The following is a 20,052-nucleotide window of genomic DNA, read 5'->3' as shown; positions in this document are numbered from 1 at the left end:
TTTAGACGGCGCCCTACCCTTCCTGGGCGCGATTTACCTACTATCACTTGACACCGGAGGCCTCTAGCTTGTCTTCCAGCGGATAAGTGTCGAACCGATATCGAGCCCGGCCCCGAAACCGACGAGCACGATAAGCTCCCCTGTCTTGAGCTTTCCGGCTCGATTGAGTTGATCAAGTGCATACGGAATACAGGCGCTTGAGATGTTCCCGGTTTCGGCAATCGTATGGGCAATCTTCTCATTGGGGATGGAGAGCTTCTTTGCGATTGCGTCGAGAATCCGCTCATTGGCCTGATGGAAAATAAAGTGGTCGATCTGATCTAAAGGGATGCCAGTTTCCTGTTCCATGCACTGAAGCTCACGCGCCACGTGGCTGACCGCAAAATGGAAGACGGAGGGCCCCTTCATAGAGAGCACGCTGGGTCGGGCATCCACACGGCCCTGATCAAAAGGGCAGTTGCCTGCCACACCCGGAACCTCCAGGGCGGCGACATTGGGATCACACGTGAGACGTGTCCACAGGGGGCTTTCCCCTTGTGCCTGCGCGACAACGGCGCCCGCACCGTCTCCGAAAAGTACGCAGGTGGAGCGGTCGGTCCAGTCCATGATCCGCGTCATCTTCTCCGCAGAGACGATCAACGCACGCTTGGCACGTCCCCGCGCAAAGTAACCGTCGGCGACATCGAGCGCATATACAAAGCCTGAGCAGGCTGCACTGACATCGAAGGCGGGGCCGTGGGCGCCTAAGCGCTCGGCGATTGCGCAAGCCTCCGCCGGCATCAGATGGTCGGCAGAGGTAGTTGAGCACACGATCAGGTCGATTGTGTCGATCGTGACCCCGACAGATTCCAAAGCGCGCTTGCACGCCGCCTCCGCGAGCTCATCGAGGGTCTCGGTGGCCGCTACGTGTCGCGTGACAATACCGGTGCGCGTGCGGATCCATTCATCGGAGGTATCCAAGAAGGTGGAAAGCTCATCGTTTGATACGACGCGTTGGGGAAGTGCGGAGCCTGTTCCTATAATCGTATAACTCACGCTACCGCTTCCCCTCGTATTTGGAGGTCTTCAGGCGCTCTTCCTCTGCCTGCTGAACCGTGGTGTAGAAGTGCTCGAGGCGTGCTATACCCTTGAGCAGCATTGTACGCTCGTCAGGCGTTAATCCCCGCGAGACTTCCTCTTCCATCCGCCGATTGAATATTGCATGCAGACGAAAGACGCGCTCACCTGCCCGCGTCAGGACGATATTGATGCGCCGGGCATCCTCTCTGTTTCTCTGTTTTGCCAGATAGCCCTTACGCACGAGACGGTTGACTGCCGCAGTAGCGCTCGGCGCAGTCACGTGCAAGCAATCAGCGAGCTGTGAGACACTCATCTCCCCTTTGTCGTGGAGCACGGTGTGGCCCACGATTTCGATCGTGTTCAGCTCACTTACCGTGAGGTCGATGCCATGCGACTTACGCACAATGTCTTCGAGGCTGTCGATTACGTCATAGGTACGGGAGAGCAGGCGGGATATCTCGGCGATAAAAGCCGCCTCGTCGCTTACGTCGACATGCTTTTCCTCAGTCGAGTCAGCGCTCTCAGGAATGCTTGCCGGCATAACCACCTGTGCATGTCTCCCGATGCTCTTGCTCATTTAAGCCTCACCTGACACGCGTGAGTCATCCAAAGAAGTGCTCACTCATCTTCTTAAATTTTCATTTATTTAGTCTAACTAAATAATCTTCGGGGGCAATACATGCACCGTATACGATATATTGCTTCCTCGGTATTTACACAGACGCTCCACATTCAAACGTATGGTAAATATTTTATGTGCTACTCCGCAGCGATCCTTGCTCGGGCAGCAGCGCCAGATAGGTACCGTCGCCTCGCTGTATCCGCGCTTTTCCCCATCCATCGACCCCTAAAAACTGACCGGTTTCAGCTACCTTATTGTCGGGAATGTACACCCTCACTTTCCGGTGTATCAGATAGAGATGCTCCTCATATATATTTTTGAGGGGCTCGAGGGGATCCACGCCTGCATCTACAGTAAGCGCATGCACCCACCGGTCACAGCCGGCCACAATTGCGCTGCGTACCCGCTCTGCCAGCTGATCAAATACCTCGAGATCAGATACATCTGCTGAGTGGGCCAAACAATCTTCGAGATAGCCGGTGGATAAGGGATGCGCCTGCCCGTCGTGCACCAGCTCAGGCCGAATGATCTCGTGGTCAGGATGGGTGAGGTTGATGCCGATACCGACGACGGCATAATCCTGGCCATGCGTATCCTGCTTACGTTCCACGAGGATGCCCGCCAGTTTCTGCGGATCGGCACCTTCAGGCACGATCACCAGATCGTTGGGCCACTTAAGCGCTAAGTTCTGTGCTGAAAGACACCCAAGCTCTTGCAGCACGAACGTCCCGGCCACTAAAGGCAACACACTCCAGTAGGTTGGGGAAACCTGCGGGCGCAGCAGGACCGAGAGGTAGAGGCCGCCTGCGGGAGAGACCCAGGTGTGGCCACGCCGTCCTCTGCCCCGCCGCTGTCGGTGTGCGGCGACAGCGGCGCCGTGGGGAGCACCACGGCGGCCAAGCTCTGCCACATCGTCGTTTGTGGAATCTGTTACCTCGACAACTTTGAGCAGTTCTGACATAGCTCACCTCTATGCTGGCATGCGGACATTACGTGTGACAGAGCGCTTCTAAAGCTGAAGTAACAACTCTGGGAACTCTCTGCGCTTCTACCGATAAGTAGCCTAGTGTGTAAGTTTATAGCAACGAAGAGGCGAGCGTTGCGCTCGATACTGTTGCCCAACCAATACAGGAAGGAACTATGAGTACGTTTCTTAATGACAGCCCTGTCTTCGGCCCGGTCCACAGCCGCCGTTTAGGCATCTCACTCGGATTGAACCTGATGCCCTCAACAGGGAAAATCTGCACCTTTGACTGCATCTACTGCGAAAACGGGTTTAACGAGTCGCGCAAAACGGACGACACCTATGTTGACCTCGATGAATTTAGACAGGCCTTGGAGCAGAAACTCAAAGACCTCAAAGGTCAGAACATCACTCCGGATGTCCTGACCTTTGCCGGCAACGGAGAACCGACTGAAAGCCCCATCTTTCCGGAGGCGGTCGATGCCGCAATCAAGCTCAGAGATGCGTATGCCCCCTCAGCTAAGATAGCGGTGCTCTCCAACGGTACCTGCGCCGGAAGGCCTGAGGTGCACAGAGCATTGCTGAAGGTGGACGACAATATCCTGAAGCTCGACACCGTCGATCCCCAATACATCAGGATGCTCGACCGCCCACAGGTGGCCTACGATATCCATCATCAGATCCAGACCTTTGCTTCCTTTAATGGGCATGCAATCATCCAGACGATCTTTCTGCGGGGTACCTACAACGGACGAAACTTCGATAACACCTCCCAAAGATTCGTTCGGCCCTGGCTTGAGGCCCTCAAAGAGATCAAGCCTTCCGGGGTCACGGTCTACACCATTGCGCGTGACACGCCGGCACCCAGTTTGGAAAAGGCACCTAAAGATGTACTCGATAAGATTGCGAAACAGGTTAAAGACTCAGGTATCGCCTGCAGCGTTTCATACTAGTGAGAATAGCGAGGACGTGTTCCCCGCTATTTTTATGTCCTGCCTGGCGGTGGGGTCACAGCGCCAAGGCTCTCCCTGCAGTAAGGCTGGCCTGAAAATCCATACTGTGATAGAGGTCTCACCCTTTGCTATAGCCTCAAGCTATATCTAGACATAGCATATAGATAGTATCTTTAAACTTAGGTTCGTGTCACACTTTGGGATCGAACAAACCCACAGCGAAAGGGCACGACCTCATGAAACTCCAAGAGCCATCTCATACTTTTGATACTGTCGGCGGCTTTCTACGTCCCCAGCGCCTGAAACAGGCACGGGCAGTTTTGCAGCAGAAAAGCTCAGCTGTAAAGAACTCATCAAGGTGGAGGATGAGTGAATTACCGAACTTGTCAGCAAGGAAAAGAAAGCGGGCCTTCACACCGTCACTGACGGAGAATTCCGCCGCGCGATGTGGCAGCTGAACTTCCGTGAGGCACTCGAGGGCGTCGAACGTATCGACACGAAGAACTGGTCTGTCGAGTTCAAGGGAGCTGAAGCCTAAGGGACCCAGCTCACCTTCACTGGCAAGGTCGACTTCGGACCATCCCTTCCCCGGTGCCTTCCCGCACTTGCAGACAATTGCGGATGGTTACCCCACAAAACGAACGGTCCCCTCACCTACAATGCTGCACCTGATCCCCCGCGCACGCAGCAAGGCAACTTACGAGCCGATTGAGCGCTACCAATCCGAAGCGGATCTCCTGCGTGATATCGTCCCCGCTCATCGACACGCGAAAGCCTTCTATGACTTCGGATGCTGCTATCTGCAATCTGATGACGCCACCTGGAGGAGAGCTCTGCGACAAGCAGAAACGCACAGCCTGCTGACACTCCGGCATCGATTTCGACGCTCTGAAAGCAAGCTGTGTCAATCTGATCGACGCTGCGCTTGAAGCAAAACCAAAGGACATGACAACCGCGACACACGTGTGTCGCAGCAACTTCCGCGGCACCTGATTCAGCTCCGGCGGCTACGACCCGGTCGCACCCTATCCCTTCCAGCTGAACTATGACGGATTCTTCTTAGAATACGACACCGACCGTGCCGGGGGATTCACACTGGCAGAGGCTGCCGAGCATCACCACACCGTCGTCTTCGGCCTCATCACCTCTAAAGACGGGAAGTTGGAGGGCGAAAATGCAGTGATCGAACGGATCCATGAGGTGGAGCAGCATCTGCCTTTAGAGCAGCTGCACCTTCCCACCCAATGTGGTTTCTCCTCTACCGAGGGGGCCATGTCCTCACCGAAGAAGATCAGTGGAACAAACTCGCTTTGGTCCGCCGTATCGCAGAGAAGGTTTGAGGTACCCAACGTCCGCACTATCATTTAGGAGACAGACAGCAAAGACCGAGTACGCATGCACGTACCCGGCTCTTTCTAATATAGGTATATTACTCTCAGCTAGTCCTCAAAGTAAGTGAGCGCGTTGAGTCCCGCAGCAATGCGGTGTGCAAGCCTGCCGTATCCGGCACAGGAGTAGTGCAGCCCATCTGGCATGTAGAGCTTCTGCTGCTCAGGAATCAGGGGCGAGATGCCGCTGGTGCGGAAGAGGTCAATGGTCGGCACTGCGTAGTGTGCGCAGACTTCGAGCACAGTGTCAGCATAAGCTTCCTCGTACTCCCCTACCTCATTCTTCTGGTAGAAGGGAGGGAGTCCCTTGCGGACAACACCACCTGATTTGCACGGAGTCAGGAATACAACCTGCGCTTCGGGGTAACGTCCGACGATGCCGGTCACCAATGTATTCACCGCCCCGTAGAAGGTATGCGGATCCTCAGATCCCATCTTGCCCAGCGGGACCGCACGCTCAAAGTCGTTGACACCACCGAAGACGACGATCACATCACCGGAGAGGTCGATGCCCCTCTGCCAGCGCTCGACGAAACTATCCGTTCTGTCCGCCTTGATACCCATGCGGGAACCTTTGACGCCGAGGTTGGTAACCTCAGAGGCTTTCACAAGCGGCTTGATCTGCGTCGTCCAGGAGATCTGGTTGCCACCGGTGCCGATTCCGTTATCACCCCAGGTGGTTGAATCTCCAAAGCACGCGATTTTCTCTCCTTTAAGGCTCATGTCTATCACCCTTTTCATCTTGACTGTTTAGCTCTGTCATCGAGCCAGGCCACATCGTCTGCGAGATGGGCGATACCAAGATGGTGCTCACCGGGGCAGATCTCCCAGCTGACATTGGCCTCAGCGCCCTCGAGCTTGTAGAGTGAACGCACGATATCAAGCTGCTCCTCGACGTTCTTGAGGCCCCGCGGTCCATTCAGATGGTCCTCACGACAACTCTGCACCATCAATGGGCGTGGCACGATGAGCCCTACAATGTCGCCCACATCGAACGAGCGCCAGAGGTTCGGTACGTAGTTGCAGGAACAGTTGCCGTTCAGGTGCAGCAGTGAATCTTTTACCCCGTAGAAATACCCGGAGATAAAGACCTTCTTGATGCGCTCGTCCAGTGCGGTGAAGTAGAGCGTCTGCATGCCACCACCGGAGAAGCCGAAGCAGCCGAGTGTCTGCTCACTGATATCCCCACGGCTGAGCAGGTAGTCAACCAGGCGCATCAGATCCCAGCTCAAAAGGCCTAAGACGCTTAAGCCCAGCGGTTCTGCCATGCGTGCCTGATTGAGGCAGGTTCCCTGCAGGAATTCCCGCTCATCGTCTCCCTGCCCTCTGTAGTCACGGCGCTCTCCCCAACCGCGGGCTTCGGGACAGACAACGAAGTAGCCCATCCGTGCAAGCCTTAAACCGTAATCATAGTTGAAGATCCTGATGGCACTGTCAACCGCAGGCACGCCCATGATGCCTGCTACGGAGGCTGCGCCGGCGCCCTGATGGCCATTGGGGCAGATGAAGCACTCCATCTTCCCATCTGGAGCAGTGCGAGGATGCTTTGGTTGCAGCAGGTAAGCCGGCATCCAGACATCCTGTTCAACCTGCAGTAACACTTTGGTGCGCACGATTCCCCCGGAGAGTTCAGTGTGGCTGAGCTTCTTGACTTGGAGCGCTGCCTTTGTGAGCTTACGGGTACCGAGAAGATCGGAGAGCTTGGTGCGGGCTGCTTGCTGCCAATCCTCAAACTCCTGCTTGGTCGTCCCTGTGAAGGCATCTTGACGGGCTTGTTCCGCAAATCGCTTATGCATGCTCGCTTCGTCCTCATAGTACTGTCCGATGTGCAGCGTGCGACCATTGTCGGAGAGAGACTCAGTCTCGGTTGCCTCCTCTGCGCCACCGAGCGGATCCCAGCCATCGTTGCCTGCCAGCACCTGTTGGCGGGTATAGTGAGAAGCTTGCTCAGGGGTCAAGACCTTTGCGAAGCTCGCCCAGGAAGAGGTGTCGCTACCCGGTCCGGTCAGGTCATAACCTGCAAAGAGGCAGCACTCACGGGCGTGGGGCTTGTTCCAGTCACACCATCCGTCGTCCCGGATATGGGGGCCGATCCAGCAGTTGATCAAGACCGTCTGGCCCCAGTCACGCCAGGGGCGCGCAAGGTAGACGGTCTTCGGCTCCACGCCCTCACCGGTAAAGGAGCAGCCGTGGAAGACAAAGCCATAGGGCTCCCCTTCCGGCGCTGAAGGTGCGGTCACGTAGCCGTTGACGGGCTCATGACGAGAGAGGGAACGGATCTCACAGCCGTCGAAGTAGGCGCAGGCCCCACCGAAGATAACGTCGACATCCCCCTCAATGAGGCAACGCCGGTAGTACTGCCGGCCGACGATGCGCGCAGCGAACTCCTTCGGCCCAATGAAGCCGCCGAGCTTGACCTCCTTGGGAGGAAGCGGGCCGCAGAAGAGGGTATCCTGGTGCCCCATCAGCTGACAGTTCTCTACGACCAGCCGGTCCCCATCGGCGTAGAGCGCCAAAGCCTGGCCCACGATCTTCCCCGGGCCTGCCTCATTCTCGATCGTCAGGTTGCGCAGGGTCACATTGTCTGCATCGACAAAGACCGTGAAGGTACGGAAGGTACCCCGCTTGCTGCCGTCGGGCATCTGATCGTTAGCCCCATAGGATATGGTGATCGTAACCTGGTTGGCTACCTCACCTTCAAGCGTCAGGTTCGGACGCTTGATCTCAACGCGCTCGTGATAGGTGCCGGGATTGAGATGGATGGTGGCCGGCTGGGTCTCATCGGGCGCCACCTCGATCAACGCATTGATCGCTGCGTTGATCGTGTTATATGGGGCCTCACCGGCGGGAGATACTTCAAGGAAACTTGATGCTGCCATACTCAGTGCTCCTTAGGTTCTGTAATAAAAACCCGCGCCATCATCGACGACACGGGCTTGTATACGGTGCGCACTCACATCATTGAGCAGGAGTAATGCCTTCCTCTTGGTAACCAATGTTGTTGTGAGCGAAGCACTTCTCATACGGGATACCACTGAGCTGCTCGCAGAGCTTCCTGACGTCGGGCTTAACGTCCTCCATCAAGCCACCCTCACGGACACGCTTGACCTCGTCGGTGATAACGTCGCACTGCTTCTTGTCCAGATGAAGCTTGGCGCCCAGGATGCAGGCAAGGATGAAGAAGCCGGCGCAACCGATGAGCATGTAAGCGCAGATGGAGATAGGAACGCTGATCGGCTGGACAACGTCTGCAGCCTGGCTACCGGAGGTGGAAATGAATCCGGAAGCACCGATGACAGCAGCCCAGATGCTGGAGGCCAGTGCGGAAGCGATCTGAATGACGAAGTGGTTTGCAGAGCTGTAGATGCCCTCACGACGACGGAGCGTGATCAGCTCGTCAATATCAGGGACATAGTTCAGAGGCACATCAGGCAGATATTGGAAGCCGATGTAGAAGAACTTCCAGATTGCGAAGATGATTGGGTACGCGATCATTGCGACAGAGACATCGAAGCCACCAAAGACACGGCCGAAGCCGAAGAAGTTGAAGGCAATGATGCAGGCTGCAGCGCCAAGGGTAGAGACAGTCCACGGGGTGTGGAAGCCCTTCTTGGCCATCCATGCGACCCACACAGCAGTGAAGACGATTGCGACGATCTTGCCCGGCATCTCCATAACGGCCTCATAGGACTTTGCGATGCCGAGAACGTAGACGATAAAGAAGGACAAGCAGGCAGACCAGCAGGCAGCAGCGATCTTCATGCTCAGGATAACGCTAAGAACCTGACGGAATGAACGGTTACGGAACGTGGAGAAGAGGTCGATGAAGAACTTCTTGATCGCCTGACCAAGGTTGGTGATGGTCTCATCTGCAACCTCATCCGGCGTACGTTCCCAAGTGGAGCAGTAAACGATGATGCAGGAGACAACCATGATCGTTGCGTTGATGGTAGCGATAACGAAGTAGGAGATAGCGTTATCCTCACCGAACATACCAAAGCCGAAGCCGACGAGCAGTGCCATCACGAAACCGGAGACGTTACCGAAGATGTGCTTGTAACCGGTGAGCAGTGAGCGCTCTTTGTAGTCATCGGTCATTTCAATCGTCAGTGGTGCGAGGTTGCTTGCGACGAATGAGTAGGCGATGTTGTAAATGATGTAGAGCGTCAGATAGTATGGCACACCGAACGGCGTCACGACGAAGATGAACGGCTCTGCAACCATCATTGGGATAGCGATCAGGATCCAGAAACGTCTACGACCGAACTTACGCCCAACTTTTGTCGTATAGAAGTTATCTGCGATGAAGCCCATGACCGGCTGCAGAAAAGCGTTCAGATACAGCGCAACTGATGCGATGATTGCCGCCTCAGCAGCTGAAAGGCCGACCTGTGTAGACAGGAACATGACCATGTAGCTGTGTGTGAAGGTCAATGCACCGGAGTTGGCCATGCCACCAAAGCCAAAGCCTATTCGCGTCCAGTTAGTGATCTTCCTCTTCTTACCGATCTTACTCATATACCTAACTCGCTCCTCCCCAATCGGTTAAGCCCCGCATTCCCGAACATTTAATGAAACCGTTTTCTTCTTCTCTTCAGAGCTTTTTGTCCCTCATGCTGCACCGAATTTTAGAGACTCAAACATTGATAGAGAAAGCTTCTATCTATCGAATGAAGTGGTTGAAGAACCGGTTTTATCTGCACTTTCATTTATAAGAGCATCGCTTCGATGCGTCAACTGATCCCCTGATCCCTTCGTGTATCTTCCGGTAAACGGTTGATGGAATCAGTTTCAAAGGGATCAGAAAGAGTTTTCCTGCTATTTTATGAAACCGATTTCATATGATGGATTAAGGAGAAGTTCCGCGAGGAGGGGCCTCCCAGAGAGCTGAATGAACTCTAGCGTCTCATGATGTTGTCCACCTTCTCCGCCTGTACAGCATCGCCGATCTGACCCGTCACTGAAACGTTGTGCAGCACCAGGTCATGGACGTTCTGCACGATAAGCCCCTGTTTCGCCATCGGACCAACACCTGAGGCCATAGCGGGCTTTGACGGCTCGGCATCCGGATCGAAGGAGATATCGACATCCTCGAAGGTCAGGCTCGGAATCTTGCGCTCGGGCAGGCCGGTGATATAGGAAGCGGCAGCTTGGCAGTTGGTGGCCTTGATATCGCTGAAGGTTAAAGGTCCAAAGCCCGGGGTACGTTCATCGACCGGCAACGGCTTTCTGGACTGGACATAGTCAGTCTTTCCGTCCTTATCACAGAAGTAGAAGGCATTCACGACAAACGGGGTCAGTACATGGTCCATGCGGATATGTTTGAAGGTGATTCCCTCATTGATCGCTTTCTCACCACGGCCACGGCGAGTCTTGATACGCAACCCCCTATCGGTGCGCACAAACTCGCAGTCACGGACCATAACATCCTTGATACCGCCCGCGGCTTCGCTGCCGAGGACCACGGCTCCGTGCCCATCGTGCATCAGGCAGTGCGCGATCAGGATATCGTGCGTGGCAGGACGCAGCTGCTCGTCGATGCCGAGCTTGCCACTCTTAATTGCGATGCAGTCGTCTCCGACTGAGAACTCATCGCCCATGATCCGCACAAAGCTGCAGCTCTCCGGGTTGCACCCATCGGTGTTGTGAGAGTTCTTTGGACCGGAGATCTTGAGGCACAGGACGTCGATATGGTCTGACAGGATGGGGTGTAAGTTCCACGCCGGAGCATTCTGGACGTGAATGCCGGCCAGTGAAACATGGGAACACTGGGACAGGAATACCATACGCGGACGGGCAATCTCCCTGCCCTCTTCCGGACGGTAGAGATTCTTGAAATCGTGCCACCAGTTATCGTCGCCGAAGTCAGTCTGGCCATCGATGGTTCCTTCGCCGTACAGGCTCACATTGTGCACCGAGAGTCCGGTGATCAGCGAGCAGTAGGTGTTGACTGAGACGCCTTCCCAGCGGCCTAGCGGATACAGATCGCTTCGGGTATAGCCCTTCCCGGCTTCACCGTGCAGCGTGCCCGGAATATAGGCAAGCGTCTTTCTGTCGATGCTGGCGAGTAGGTGTGCATCCTTCCGAAGCTCGATGTTGATGTCACTCACCAAGAACAGGGACTTCACCAGGTAGGTACCTGCAGGCACCAGCACACGGCCGCCCTTCGGGCATGCCATGATCGCCGCCTGAATATTGACCGTGTCATCGTGCTTTCCGTCACCCTTGGCGCCGCAGTCACGCACATTGATCGTAGCGGTCTCGTCCGGAGTCGTGACGCCGACCTCGACTGTTTCCCTATCGTGGGTGAACTTTACGACGTTGCGGATGCCCGGTGTCAAGTCTGAGATAAAGGTTTCAATGCGCTCGGTTGTGCCGGCCTCCTTACCATTGACCTCAATGTCCCAGGTGCTGTCCGTCTCAAAGAACCCGCCATCATTGAGTTCAATGATGGCGGCACGCGCATTCCTCCAGATAACACTTGCCTGCATGTTTCCTCCAAACAGAGAGCCGGCGTTCGCCTACAGCACGACTCCGTCTTTCCAAATGCTGATATCGCGGCTTCCTCGAAGTTCCGCAGAGGTCTTTTTACCGCTCGCTACCTCAAGTACCAGTTTGTAGAGCTCTTCCCCTGCTTGCTCAATAGAGAGCTTACCGTCAGCGACTACGCCGGCATTGAAGTCCATCCAGTTCAGCTTCTTCTTCATAAGCGCTGAGTTGGAATAGACCTTAAGCGTCGGCACCGGTGCCCCAAACGGGGTGCCGCGGCCGGTTGAGAACAGGATCAGGTGGCAGCCCGCCGCGCAGAGCGCGGTAGTGGAGACCATATCGTTACCGGGAGAGCAGAGCAGGTTCAGGCCCTTGGTGTGGACGATACCTGCATACGGGAGTACATCCATGATCGGAGCGGTGCCACCCTTCTGCACGCAACCGCAGCTTTTATCCTCGAGCGTTGTGATGCCGCCCTGCTTGTTACCGGGACTCGGGTTGTCGCTCGTCTTTTCCCCATGGCTGATAAAGTAGTCCTTGAAGCCGTTGATCATGCCGGCTGCTTCGTCGAACACCTTTCTGTTGATAGAGCGATTGAGCAGGAAGCTCTCGGCGCCGAACATCTCCGGGACTTCAGTTAAGACTGTAGATCCGCCGCACTCGACCACCATGTCGCTCACATGGCCGATCACGGGGTTTGAGGTGATGCCAGACAGGCCGTCAGAGCCGCCGCATTTCATACCGATGACAAGCTCAGAGACTGGAATCGGCTCACGCTCGCATCTTCCGATGCGCTTTGCGAGCCCCGCGATGATCTTGCGCCCGCTCTCGAGCTCGTCAGTCACATCCTGGCAGGTTAAGAACTTCACCCGTTCAGGGTCGTAGTCCCCAAGCTCGTCGAGCACTGATTGGTGAGTGCAGCTCTCACAGCCGAGTGACAGGAACAATACGCCACCGGCGTTGGGATGGCGGGAAAGGGAGACTAACAGCTTACGGGTGGTCTCAAGGTCGTTGCCGGTTTGCGAGCAACCAAAGGGATGCGTGAAGGCAAAGATCCCATCAACGGCGCCCCCCACCAGATCCTGGCAGCGTCTCGCCAGACTGAGCCCGATCTCGTTGACGCAGCCTACCGTCGGGATAATCCAGATCTCGTTTCTGGTAGCCGTACGACCATCAGACCTACGGTAACCCATAAAGGTCTCTGGCCTCACCTTCGGTAGCTCAGGGAAACTCGGTTTATACGTGTAGTGCACTTCCCCGTCGAGGTTTGTCTTCATGTTGTGCGTGTGCACCCAGTAGCCAGGCTGGATGTCCTCTGTCGCACGTCCGATGACAACGCCGTATTTGATAACATCTTGACCAGATTTTATGGGCACCAGCGCAATCTTGTGGCCCTGCGGTATATCCTGCTTAACCTGGACCGTCGTACCATCTAGTTGTACTGTCTCGCCCGCTCTCAGGGGCTTCAACGCTACGGCGACACTGTCCTGAGGTTTAATGCGCAGTAATGATTTCATGTGAAAACCTATTTCTGTAAGCACTGCGCGAAGGCTTGCTCCGTGCCGTTTGCTCTGATGAAGGAAAGATCCTTGGTGACTTGATCCTGAAGTCCGGCAATCGTGGTGAGATCCTCGCCCCAGAAGTCCTGGTTGCTGAGCACGGCTTTCACTAGATCCCCGTCGCTGTCGGCGTGATGCTCGGCATAGAACTTAAGGACTGCCGGATCATCCTGCGCTGTATAGCCGGTGCCATCTGCGCGTTCAAGCTCCAAGCCCCTGTCATCCGACCTCTTGTATCCGGTGGTGTAGAAGGCGATCAATGCTGCCAGGCTCATGGTCAGACACGTCGGGAGTCTCCCTTTCTGCTCAACATAATCCTTCAGGCTGACAAGATCACGGACACGCCATTTAGCGGTCGAATTCAGACAGATGGAGAGCAGCTGGTGGTCGATATATGGATTGTCAAAGCGGTCCTCAACCTCAGAAGCGAACTTCTCCAGGTCATCTTTATCCAGATCTGTGGTGAGGACCGGAATGATCTCGTCGTGCAACACTGACTTCATGAACCCGCTCACGACCTCGTCGTGCATGCAGTCACGCACGATGTTGAAGCCGGCAAGCCAAGCGCCCGGGGCAAAGCCGGTGTGGGCGCCATTCAGGATACGGACTTTCCGTTTCTTGTACGGGGTCACATCGTCAGTTACAAACGCCCCTGGGATCTCTGCCTGGATGAAGGGCAATTTCTCCGCGAGTTTATCATCGCCCTGGATGCCCCACATCTGGAAGGGCTCCCGCACGCTGAGAAACGGGTCCTCATAACCTAATTTCTCAGTGACTTGCTCAGCCTCTTTCGGATCACGGATGCGGCCCGGGACAATGGTGTCAACGAGCGTCGTGCAGAAGGTGCAGTCGTTCTCGAGCCAGGAGATAAATTCGTCTTCCCACCCCCAGTCAGCGCAGTAGCGCTTCACAATCTTCAAGAGCTCCGCTCCATTGTGGTCAATCAGCTCGCAGGAGAGGATGATCACCGGCGCCTTATGGGCTGACCAGCGCACATGCAGCAGCTGTGCCAGCTTTGCCGGGAAACTCGCAGGCGGCTCATCGTCCGGTTTGCAGCTTGGATCATAGGCGATGCCTGCCTCAGTGGTGTTGGAGACGACGATCTCCAGGTCATCTGATTCGACAACATCAAGGAGCTCTTCGTAATCCTCGTGACGGAATGGATAGAGGCTGCGGCTGCAGGAAGAGATGATCCTCGGCTCATTGTAGGTCTTGCCGTCCAGCTTACCGCGTATCAGCACCGTGTACAGGCCCTGCTGCTTGTTGAACTCGTCAGAGAAGCGCGGTGAGGATTTGATCGGCTGGATCATCACGATCTTGCCGTTCCAACCGCTCTTCTCATTGGCAAGATCAAAATAGCAATCTACAAAGGCGCGCAGAAAGTTGCCCTCACCGATCTGGAGTACCTTTTCAGGTGCATCCTGAGGAACAAGATATCCCCGATAACCCTGCCGCTTGAGTAACTCGTAGCTCAGATTTTCCATCGGTTATTTCTCCTCATCCAGCTTGAAGCCAAAGTAACGGACAGCGTTGTTGTAGGAGATGTCCTTGATGATCCTCTTGAGCGCCTCTTGGTCGTTTGGATACTTGCCGTCTTCAACCCACTCACCGAACAGGCTGCACAGGACACGGCGGAAGTACTCGTGGCGCGGATAGCTCAGGAAGCTTCTAGAGTCGGTGAGCATACCGATAAAGTTTCCGAGGACTGCCTCATTGGCGAGCGTCGTAATCTGGGCGCGCATACCCTGCTCGCAGTCATTGAACCACCAGGCGGAACCATTCTGAAGCTTGCCCGGGATCGGAGCCTCCTGGAAGCACTGGATCACGGTGTCGATCATCTCAGTGTCGTTCGGATCCAGACTGTAGAGGATCGTCTTAGGCAGCCCGCAGGTCCCATTAACGTCGTTCAGGAAGTCAGCCAGATCGGCCGCAGACTGACCGTTGCGGATGGAGTCATAGCCAGTGTCAGGGCCAAGCCGCTTGAACATCGCGGTGTTATTGTCGCGCTTGCAGCCGAAGTGGATCTGCATCGCCCAATCAAGGCGGACGTATTCAGACGCTGCAAACTTCATGAATGCCGTCTTGTACTTGAGGATGTCACGCTCAGATACCTGCTTTCCGGCGCGACGGGCCTGGAAGATATTCTCCAGCTCCTCACCGGTTGCCGGCACGTCGACTACATAGTCGAGCGCATGGTCGGATGCTTTGCAACCCATCTCATTGAAGAAGTCAAAGCGCTTTGAAAGGGCCTCCTTGAAGTCCTCAAAGGAATTGATCGGCATCTCTGCCACCTTTGAGAGCTTGCCGACGTAGGCTCCGAAGCCCTTCTTCTCAATGCCCAGAGCCTTATCCGGACGCATTGCCGGGATCACCTGTACATCAAAGCTCTTGTCTGCCGCGATCTTCTTGTGCCACTCAAGGGAGTCAGCAGGATCATCGGTCGTGCAGATAAGGCGGACGTTGGAGCGACGGATGAGATTTCTGCAGGAGAACTCCGGAGTTGCGAGCTTCTCATGAGCGAGGTTCCACACCTTCTCAGCGGTCTTGCCATTCAGGATGCCACTGTAGCCAAAGAAGCGCTTGAGCTCCAGGTGGCTCCACTCATAGACCGGGTTGCCGATGCAGCGCTCAAGGGTCTCAGCCCACTTCTGGAACTTCTCACGGGCAGGAGCGTCACCGGTGATATAGCGCTCGTCCACGCCGTTTGCGCGCATCAGGCGCCACTTATAGTGATCGCCACCCAGCCAGACCTCGGTGATCGAAGAGAACTGCTTGTCCTCAAAGATCTCCTTCGGTGAGATGTGGCAGTGGTAGTCAACGATCGGCATACCCTGTGCGTAATCGTGGAATAGTTGCTCGCCTGTCTTGGTCGAAAGAAGGAAATCCTTGTCGCTCAGAAACTCTTTCATCCCCACACGCTCCTTTTTTGTGGATGTTTCGTACCTTTATGGAACCGTTTCCATTTGCTCTATTTTACACTTGCTTTGACCGATGAAAACTGACACGTCAGTTCTGACACTTTGAACGTATACCAAGTACCTTGTTTTTTGCAAGATATTTTCTTTAAAAAACCGAAATACTAGTGTCAGTGCTCTCTGAGGCACCCGAGTGTGGAGGCTCCGTATATGCAAACGGTTTCATATTCACATCTATTTCAAGGTTTCAACCACCTGAAGTTTCCGCACACCTCGCAGCGCTCTGTCCAGAATTCCACTGCATAGATTGCATCGTACAGTACAGCACACACTGCGATCGGGCAGCCCTTACCGGGGCATGGATGCTGCACGCGGTCTTCGCTATCCCCTTGCCTACCGTGCTGAACAAGAGCTTCTGTATACCACCCTATAGACTTTGGGCACTATCGTTCAAGCGTATATGCCAAAGCTTGCTGGCGCCCAATGCATCTGCATATTCTAACCGCTCACATATTTGCACTTGCTTTTTTAAGTAGGACTCCCTAACAATGTGACCGTTACCAAATATTGGCTGAGGAGCAGTATGCCCGCAAGAAAGAAGACCACGATTTCCGATATCGCAATCGCAGCCGGCGTCTCTAAAACGACCGTGTCTCGCTACATCAACGGCAAACAGAACATGATCAGCGCAGCTGCTTGCAAACGCATCGAAAAGGCCATTCACCTCTCTAACTATCATCCCAGTGCGGTGGCGCGCTCGCTCAAGACCCAGCGCTCCTACCTCATCGGTGTCGTTATCGCAAACATCACCACGCCGTTTGCGACCTCGCTTCTCCACGGTATCAGCATGGGCCTGCGCGATGCAGGCTATAACCCGATCTTCGCGGATGCAGAGGATTCACCCGAAACCGAGCTTAGGCTGACGGAATCACTGATGTCGCACCAGGTGGACGGCTTGATTGTCAACACCACCACCGAGGATAACCGCAACCTGATCGAGCTCTCAAATGCAGGCACCCCGATCGTACTGATCGACCGCTTTATCAGGGACCACAACTTTGATATTGTGCTCGCCCCGTACAGCAAGCCAACCATCGACCTTCTGATGCACGCACACAACGAGGGCTACCGACACATCGCGATGTTCACCCAGCCCTACGAAGAGAACTCACCACGAGAGACCAGACTCAACGCTTTTGTGCAGTGCGACAATGAGGCTTTCGGTGTGGAGAGGCCGATGGAGGATGTCTACATCGTGGACCCCTGGGATGCCAACAGTGCGGGTATCGCCATCAAGAAGCTCATAGAGAAGCTCAAAGGGGACGACGGGAAACTGGAGACCTGCTGCATCCTCGCCACAAACACTGTAACGATGATCGCCACTTACAATGCAATCCGCGAGATGAACCTTACAATCCCCGACCCTATAGGCCTGTGCGGCCCCGATGACTGGGGCTGGGCCCGCCGTATGGGGTGGGACTGGTCCGCCACCTTTGGCAAGGGCATCTCAACCTACGAGACCGATCCAGAAGAGATGGGTAAAGAGGCTGCAAAGCTCGTCGTCAAACGTATCGCGGACCCCAATGGCCAAAAACAGCAGATCTATACCCCTACGACCTTGCGCCTCAGACAGTCCACAGATCTGAAGCACACTCTCCATTAGCGTTATGCCTTCATTCACTTTTGAACATAGCCTTCTCATCGCTAACCCCGCCGCCCACAGTGGCAAGGGCGCTGAAGCGCTTACCACTATAAGACAGTACTTCGATCAGCACACGGAGCTCACGCCTCCGCACATCGTACTTACGCAAGGCCCACATGAGGCTGAAAGACTTGTCGCGAAGGCTGCAAGGTATGACAGTGTGATCGCACTGGGCGGAGACGGAATCGTGCACGAGATCGTCGCAGGTTTGATGCAACTTCCACGTGATCACCGCCCTGCCTTAGGCTTAATCCCTATGGGTTCCGGCAATGATTTTGCGCGCTCTATCGGCATGTACATCAATAAGCCGATCAACGCCTTACAGCAACTCTATGCAAGTACGGTAAAACTGATTGACTTAGGAGAAGTGAAAACCGACTTCGGTGAGCACGCTTGCTTTATCGAAACGCTCTCCTTTGGCACCGATGCAGCGATTGGCCTGGACACGATTAAGCGTCGAGAAGAGCACACCTCAGCTAGAGGGGCCCACCTGTTTGCTACCTCAGGTCTGCGTCTCATCGCCACCGGCAGAAACGGTATCGTCTGCAATGTATCGATTGACCATCAGCCTCCCCATCGCTACCCCATCCTGATCTTCGCTGTGCAGAACGGCCCGACTTACGGAGGAGGATTCCGCATCTGCCCGAAGGCACACATCGACGACGGGAAGCTCGATACCTGCTTCAACGTGAAGTATGCTAACATTCCTCACTTCCTGCAGCTCTTCTGCTTCGCACGCTTCGGGGGCCATACACGTTCCCACACCGTGCACTTGCAACGGCTTGAGCATCTTGAGGCGGATTTTCTGGGGATCAAGCCTCCTTGCCAAGTGGATGGGGAACCCTTGGCCGGCTCACGGTTCACGGTCGATGTGCTCCCCCATGAGCTTTCGATCCTCTCTCCCTCAGAACCTAAGCGGTACCGCTAGAGGTATAGGGAACCAACATCTATGCATCAGCTAGGGAAACGATGATTAATGCCCATGACGTGCCAGAGGGGACCGACCACACGACTTTTCTAGGCCGGCATGCGGGAAAGGCAGGGAAGGATGCTCATCTAGCACGTGCAGGAGCCGCCATCTTGGCATTTATCCTGCCCCATGCACCGTATCCGGCAGAGGCTCCAAGACGGATCAAGCGACGCTGGGAGCCGGGAGGTGCAGCCTGCCGGTAAAAGATGCACATGGGTAAGGTTTGCAAGGACGAGAAAGACTTGAGTGTGCAGGCATCTTCTCTATCCCCCTGTAGCGCTTCCTTAAGGGGCCGAAGCGGCGCTTCACGATAAGGAAGGGATGCTCTACCTTTGAGCGAACGGATGCCTTCCTGGACTCGATGCCCTTCTCGGATGCGAGCGCACAGGCAAGACCCTTTATGGTCGAAGGTTTCCTTAGCAACGCTTTAGCGCATAGATGAGAGGTGTGGGTCTGCTGTGACCTTAAGGGCGCTTCGCTATACCGGTATAGCCGGAATCTGCATAGCAGAACCTGTCATACTCCCTTACGAGTACGTGTGCCACAGGATATGTCGGATACATTCTAAGCGGTCGTCTCCACAGCATGCACAAGGCCGCTACCGGCGTCTACGCCGATATGCGCCTTGTATCCGATACGCCAGGCTCCCCTTTTCTTAGACTGGTGCGCTTTAAGGGTTACGCGTATGGTCCTTGTTCTTTGTGGAACTTTAAGGCCCAGATGAAGGTCGCATCCACAATGGAGCCGCCTTGTACCGTGATCCCTGCCTTCTTAAGTTCTAAGTTCAGGCGTAAAGCACAAGCCTTGCCGAACTCCTCCCGCTTTAAGGCTATGGCGCATCTTCGCGCTCGTCGTTGCATCTGGCACCTGCTCCTGCATGAGGTCTGCGTGCACAGAAGCGCTGCCAGGAGTGGCAATCCAGGATAGCATCTTTAGGTTCTCTCGTCTTAAGAGAGCAAGCATGACCTGTAACAGATACATCCTGTTATGAAGTGACCGTTGTCAAGAGGCAATTTCAGGAAATTTTCCTCCCCCCCTGGCTGGCCACATTTGTGTTTCTCTGACAGCATCTGGAAAGAGCTCTGATTTAACAGTTCCCGGCATGTGGCCACTCTGTTATACGTGGATTGGCTACCAACAGGCTAATGGTTTTGCCGTGAGCCCTGCGATCTAAAAGCGTGGATTACTGTTTCCAGTGCCAACATAGGATGGACGCGGATGGCTTAAACCTTACAGTGATCACAGCTCCCTCCAGATGCTGTCAGGTATTTATCTTGTTTATTACTGCATGAATCCGCAGATTCCTGTGGATTTATGCCTTGGCTGCCCATAGACATCATGGACAGATGGCTGTCACAGGGCTTGCCGCGTAAGCGGTGCATAGCACCCTTGACAGACAAATGGACCAGATGTTACTCATGCTGCCTTCTT

At 55.0% G+C, this 20,052-nt stretch carries 16 protein-coding genes; 3 read left to right on the top strand and 13 right to left on the bottom strand.

The window, feature by feature from the left end:
• Positions 1–63: 63 nt before the first annotated feature.
• The 3 genes from J4859_RS00990 to J4859_RS00980 all read right to left on the bottom strand — a co-directional run bounded on the left by J4859_RS00990 (position 64) and on the right by J4859_RS00980 (position 2,642).
• Positions 64–1,035, bottom strand: a complete 972-nt coding sequence (locus tag J4859_RS00990; RefSeq protein WP_212331909.1) for a beta-ketoacyl-ACP synthase III — start codon at positions 1,033–1,035, stop codon at positions 64–66.
• Position 1,036: 1 nt separating this feature from the next.
• Complete coding sequence (locus tag J4859_RS00985) at positions 1,037–1,636, bottom strand: MarR family winged helix-turn-helix transcriptional regulator (RefSeq protein WP_212331907.1); 600 nt, start codon at positions 1,634–1,636, stop codon at positions 1,037–1,039.
• 175 nt (positions 1,637–1,811) lie between these two features.
• Positions 1,812–2,642, bottom strand: a complete 831-nt coding sequence (locus J4859_RS00980; RefSeq protein WP_212331905.1) for a biotin--[acetyl-CoA-carboxylase] ligase — start codon at positions 2,640–2,642, stop codon at positions 1,812–1,814.
• Positions 2,643–2,821: 179 nt separating this feature from the next.
• Here J4859_RS00980 and J4859_RS00975 point away from each other — a divergent pair, with 179 nt between their 5' ends.
• The gene (locus J4859_RS00975; protein ID WP_212331903.1) at positions 2,822–3,598 is read left to right on the top strand and encodes a radical SAM protein; all 777 of its coding nucleotides are present in this window, start codon (positions 2,822–2,824) and stop codon (positions 3,596–3,598) included.
• Between the two features lie 1,059 nt (positions 3,599–4,657).
• On the opposite strand, the gene J4859_RS15890 is transcribed toward J4859_RS00975, so the two are convergent.
• The 8 genes from J4859_RS15890 to uxaC all read right to left on the bottom strand — a co-directional run bounded on the left by J4859_RS15890 (position 4,658) and on the right by uxaC (position 15,943).
• Positions 4,658–4,810, bottom strand: a complete 153-nt coding sequence (locus J4859_RS15890) for a hypothetical protein (RefSeq protein WP_249113706.1) — start codon at positions 4,808–4,810, stop codon at positions 4,658–4,660.
• A 227-nt stretch (positions 4,811–5,037) separates the two neighbouring features.
• On the bottom strand, positions 5,038–5,709 hold the full coding sequence (locus tag J4859_RS00965) for an SGNH/GDSL hydrolase family protein (RefSeq protein WP_249113705.1): 672 nt from the start codon (positions 5,707–5,709) through the stop codon (positions 5,038–5,040).
• Positions 5,710–5,723: 14 nt separating this feature from the next.
• The gene (locus J4859_RS00960) at positions 5,724–7,865 is read right to left on the bottom strand and encodes a pectinesterase family protein (protein WP_212331899.1); all 2,142 of its coding nucleotides are present in this window, start codon (positions 7,863–7,865) and stop codon (positions 5,724–5,726) included.
• A gap of 79 nt (positions 7,866–7,944) precedes the next feature.
• A complete protein-coding gene (locus J4859_RS00955) occupies positions 7,945–9,504 on the bottom strand; it encodes an MFS transporter (protein WP_212331897.1) in 1,560 nt (519 codons plus the stop codon).
• 380 nt (positions 9,505–9,884) lie between these two features.
• On the bottom strand, positions 9,885–11,477 hold the full coding sequence (locus tag J4859_RS00950; protein ID WP_212331895.1) for a glycoside hydrolase family 28 protein: 1,593 nt from the start codon (positions 11,475–11,477) through the stop codon (positions 9,885–9,887).
• A gap of 30 nt (positions 11,478–11,507) precedes the next feature.
• The gene (locus J4859_RS00945; RefSeq protein ID WP_212331893.1) at positions 11,508–12,992 is read right to left on the bottom strand and encodes a UxaA family hydrolase; all 1,485 of its coding nucleotides are present in this window, start codon (positions 12,990–12,992) and stop codon (positions 11,508–11,510) included.
• 8 nt (positions 12,993–13,000) lie between these two features.
• Positions 13,001–14,518 (bottom strand): tagaturonate reductase, encoded by a 1,518-nt coding sequence (locus tag J4859_RS00940; RefSeq protein ID WP_212331891.1) that lies wholly within the window; start codon positions 14,516–14,518, stop codon positions 13,001–13,003.
• Between the two features lie 3 nt (positions 14,519–14,521).
• Positions 14,522–15,943: a glucuronate isomerase gene (gene uxaC, locus J4859_RS00935; RefSeq protein WP_212331876.1), complete on the bottom strand. Its 1,422-nt coding sequence runs from the start codon at positions 15,941–15,943 to the stop codon at positions 14,522–14,524.
• A gap of 589 nt (positions 15,944–16,532) precedes the next feature.
• On the opposite strand from uxaC, the gene J4859_RS00930 reads away from it, so the two are divergent.
• Positions 16,533–17,612: a LacI family DNA-binding transcriptional regulator gene (locus J4859_RS00930; RefSeq protein WP_212331874.1), complete on the top strand. Its 1,080-nt coding sequence runs from the start codon at positions 16,533–16,535 to the stop codon at positions 17,610–17,612.
• 4 nt (positions 17,613–17,616) lie between these two features.
• A complete protein-coding gene (locus J4859_RS00925) occupies positions 17,617–18,579 on the top strand; it encodes a diacylglycerol kinase family protein (protein ID WP_212331871.1) in 963 nt (320 codons plus the stop codon).
• A gap of 606 nt (positions 18,580–19,185) precedes the next feature.
• Here J4859_RS00925 and J4859_RS17340 read toward each other — a convergent pair.
• Together J4859_RS17340 and J4859_RS00920 are read right to left on the bottom strand one after the other, a co-directional pair.
• Entirely contained in the window at positions 19,186–19,308 is a 123-nt protein-coding gene (locus tag J4859_RS17340) for a transposase (RefSeq protein ID WP_371812272.1), read from the bottom strand.
• Positions 19,299–19,481 (bottom strand): hypothetical protein, encoded by a 183-nt coding sequence (locus J4859_RS00920; protein ID WP_212331868.1) that lies wholly within the window; start codon positions 19,479–19,481, stop codon positions 19,299–19,301. Before J4859_RS00920 ends, J4859_RS17340 begins: the two co-directional genes overlap by 10 nt.
• Positions 19,482–20,052: the final 571 nt, after the last annotated feature.

Origin of the sequence: Atopobium sp. oral taxon 416, from assembly GCF_018128285.1 — a bacterium.
Lineage (GTDB): Bacteria > Actinomycetota > Coriobacteriia > Coriobacteriales > Atopobiaceae > Olsenella_L.
This window is presented reverse-complemented; position numbering and strand designations above follow the sequence as displayed.

Coding starts and splice junctions, on each gene's coding strand:
- J4859_RS00985 (WP_212331907.1), bottom strand. CDS start 1,636: ATGAGCAAGAGCATCGGGAGACATGCACAGGTGGTTATGCCGGCAAGC.
- uxaC (WP_212331876.1), bottom strand. CDS start 15,943: ATGAAAGAGTTTCTGAGCGACAAGGATTTCCTTCTTTCGACCAAGACA.
- J4859_RS00955 (WP_212331897.1), bottom strand. CDS start 9,504: ATGAGTAAGATCGGTAAGAAGAGGAAGATCACTAACTGGACGCGAATA.
- J4859_RS00930 (WP_212331874.1), top strand. CDS start 16,533: ATGCCCGCAAGAAAGAAGACCACGATTTCCGATATCGCAATCGCAGCC.
- J4859_RS00980 (WP_212331905.1), bottom strand. CDS start 2,642: ATGTCAGAACTGCTCAAAGTTGTCGAGGTAACAGATTCCACAAACGAC.
- J4859_RS00940 (WP_212331891.1), bottom strand. CDS start 14,518: ATGGAAAATCTGAGCTACGAGTTACTCAAGCGGCAGGGTTATCGGGGA.
- J4859_RS00950 (WP_212331895.1), bottom strand. CDS start 11,477: ATGCAGGCAAGTGTTATCTGGAGGAATGCGCGTGCCGCCATCATTGAA.
- J4859_RS00925 (WP_212331871.1), top strand. CDS start 17,617: ATGCCTTCATTCACTTTTGAACATAGCCTTCTCATCGCTAACCCCGCC.
- J4859_RS00965 (WP_249113705.1), bottom strand. CDS start 5,709: ATGAGCCTTAAAGGAGAGAAAATCGCGTGCTTTGGAGATTCAACCACC.
- J4859_RS15890 (WP_249113706.1), bottom strand. CDS start 4,810: ATGCTGCTCCACCTCATGGATCCGTTCGATCACTGCATTTTCGCCCTC.
- J4859_RS00945 (WP_212331893.1), bottom strand. CDS start 12,992: ATGAAATCATTACTGCGCATTAAACCTCAGGACAGTGTCGCCGTAGCG.
- J4859_RS00920 (WP_212331868.1), bottom strand. CDS start 19,481: ATGCAACGACGAGCGCGAAGATGCGCCATAGCCTTAAAGCGGGAGGAG.
- J4859_RS00960 (WP_212331899.1), bottom strand. CDS start 7,865: ATGGCAGCATCAAGTTTCCTTGAAGTATCTCCCGCCGGTGAGGCCCCA.
- J4859_RS00975 (WP_212331903.1), top strand. CDS start 2,822: ATGAGTACGTTTCTTAATGACAGCCCTGTCTTCGGCCCGGTCCACAGC.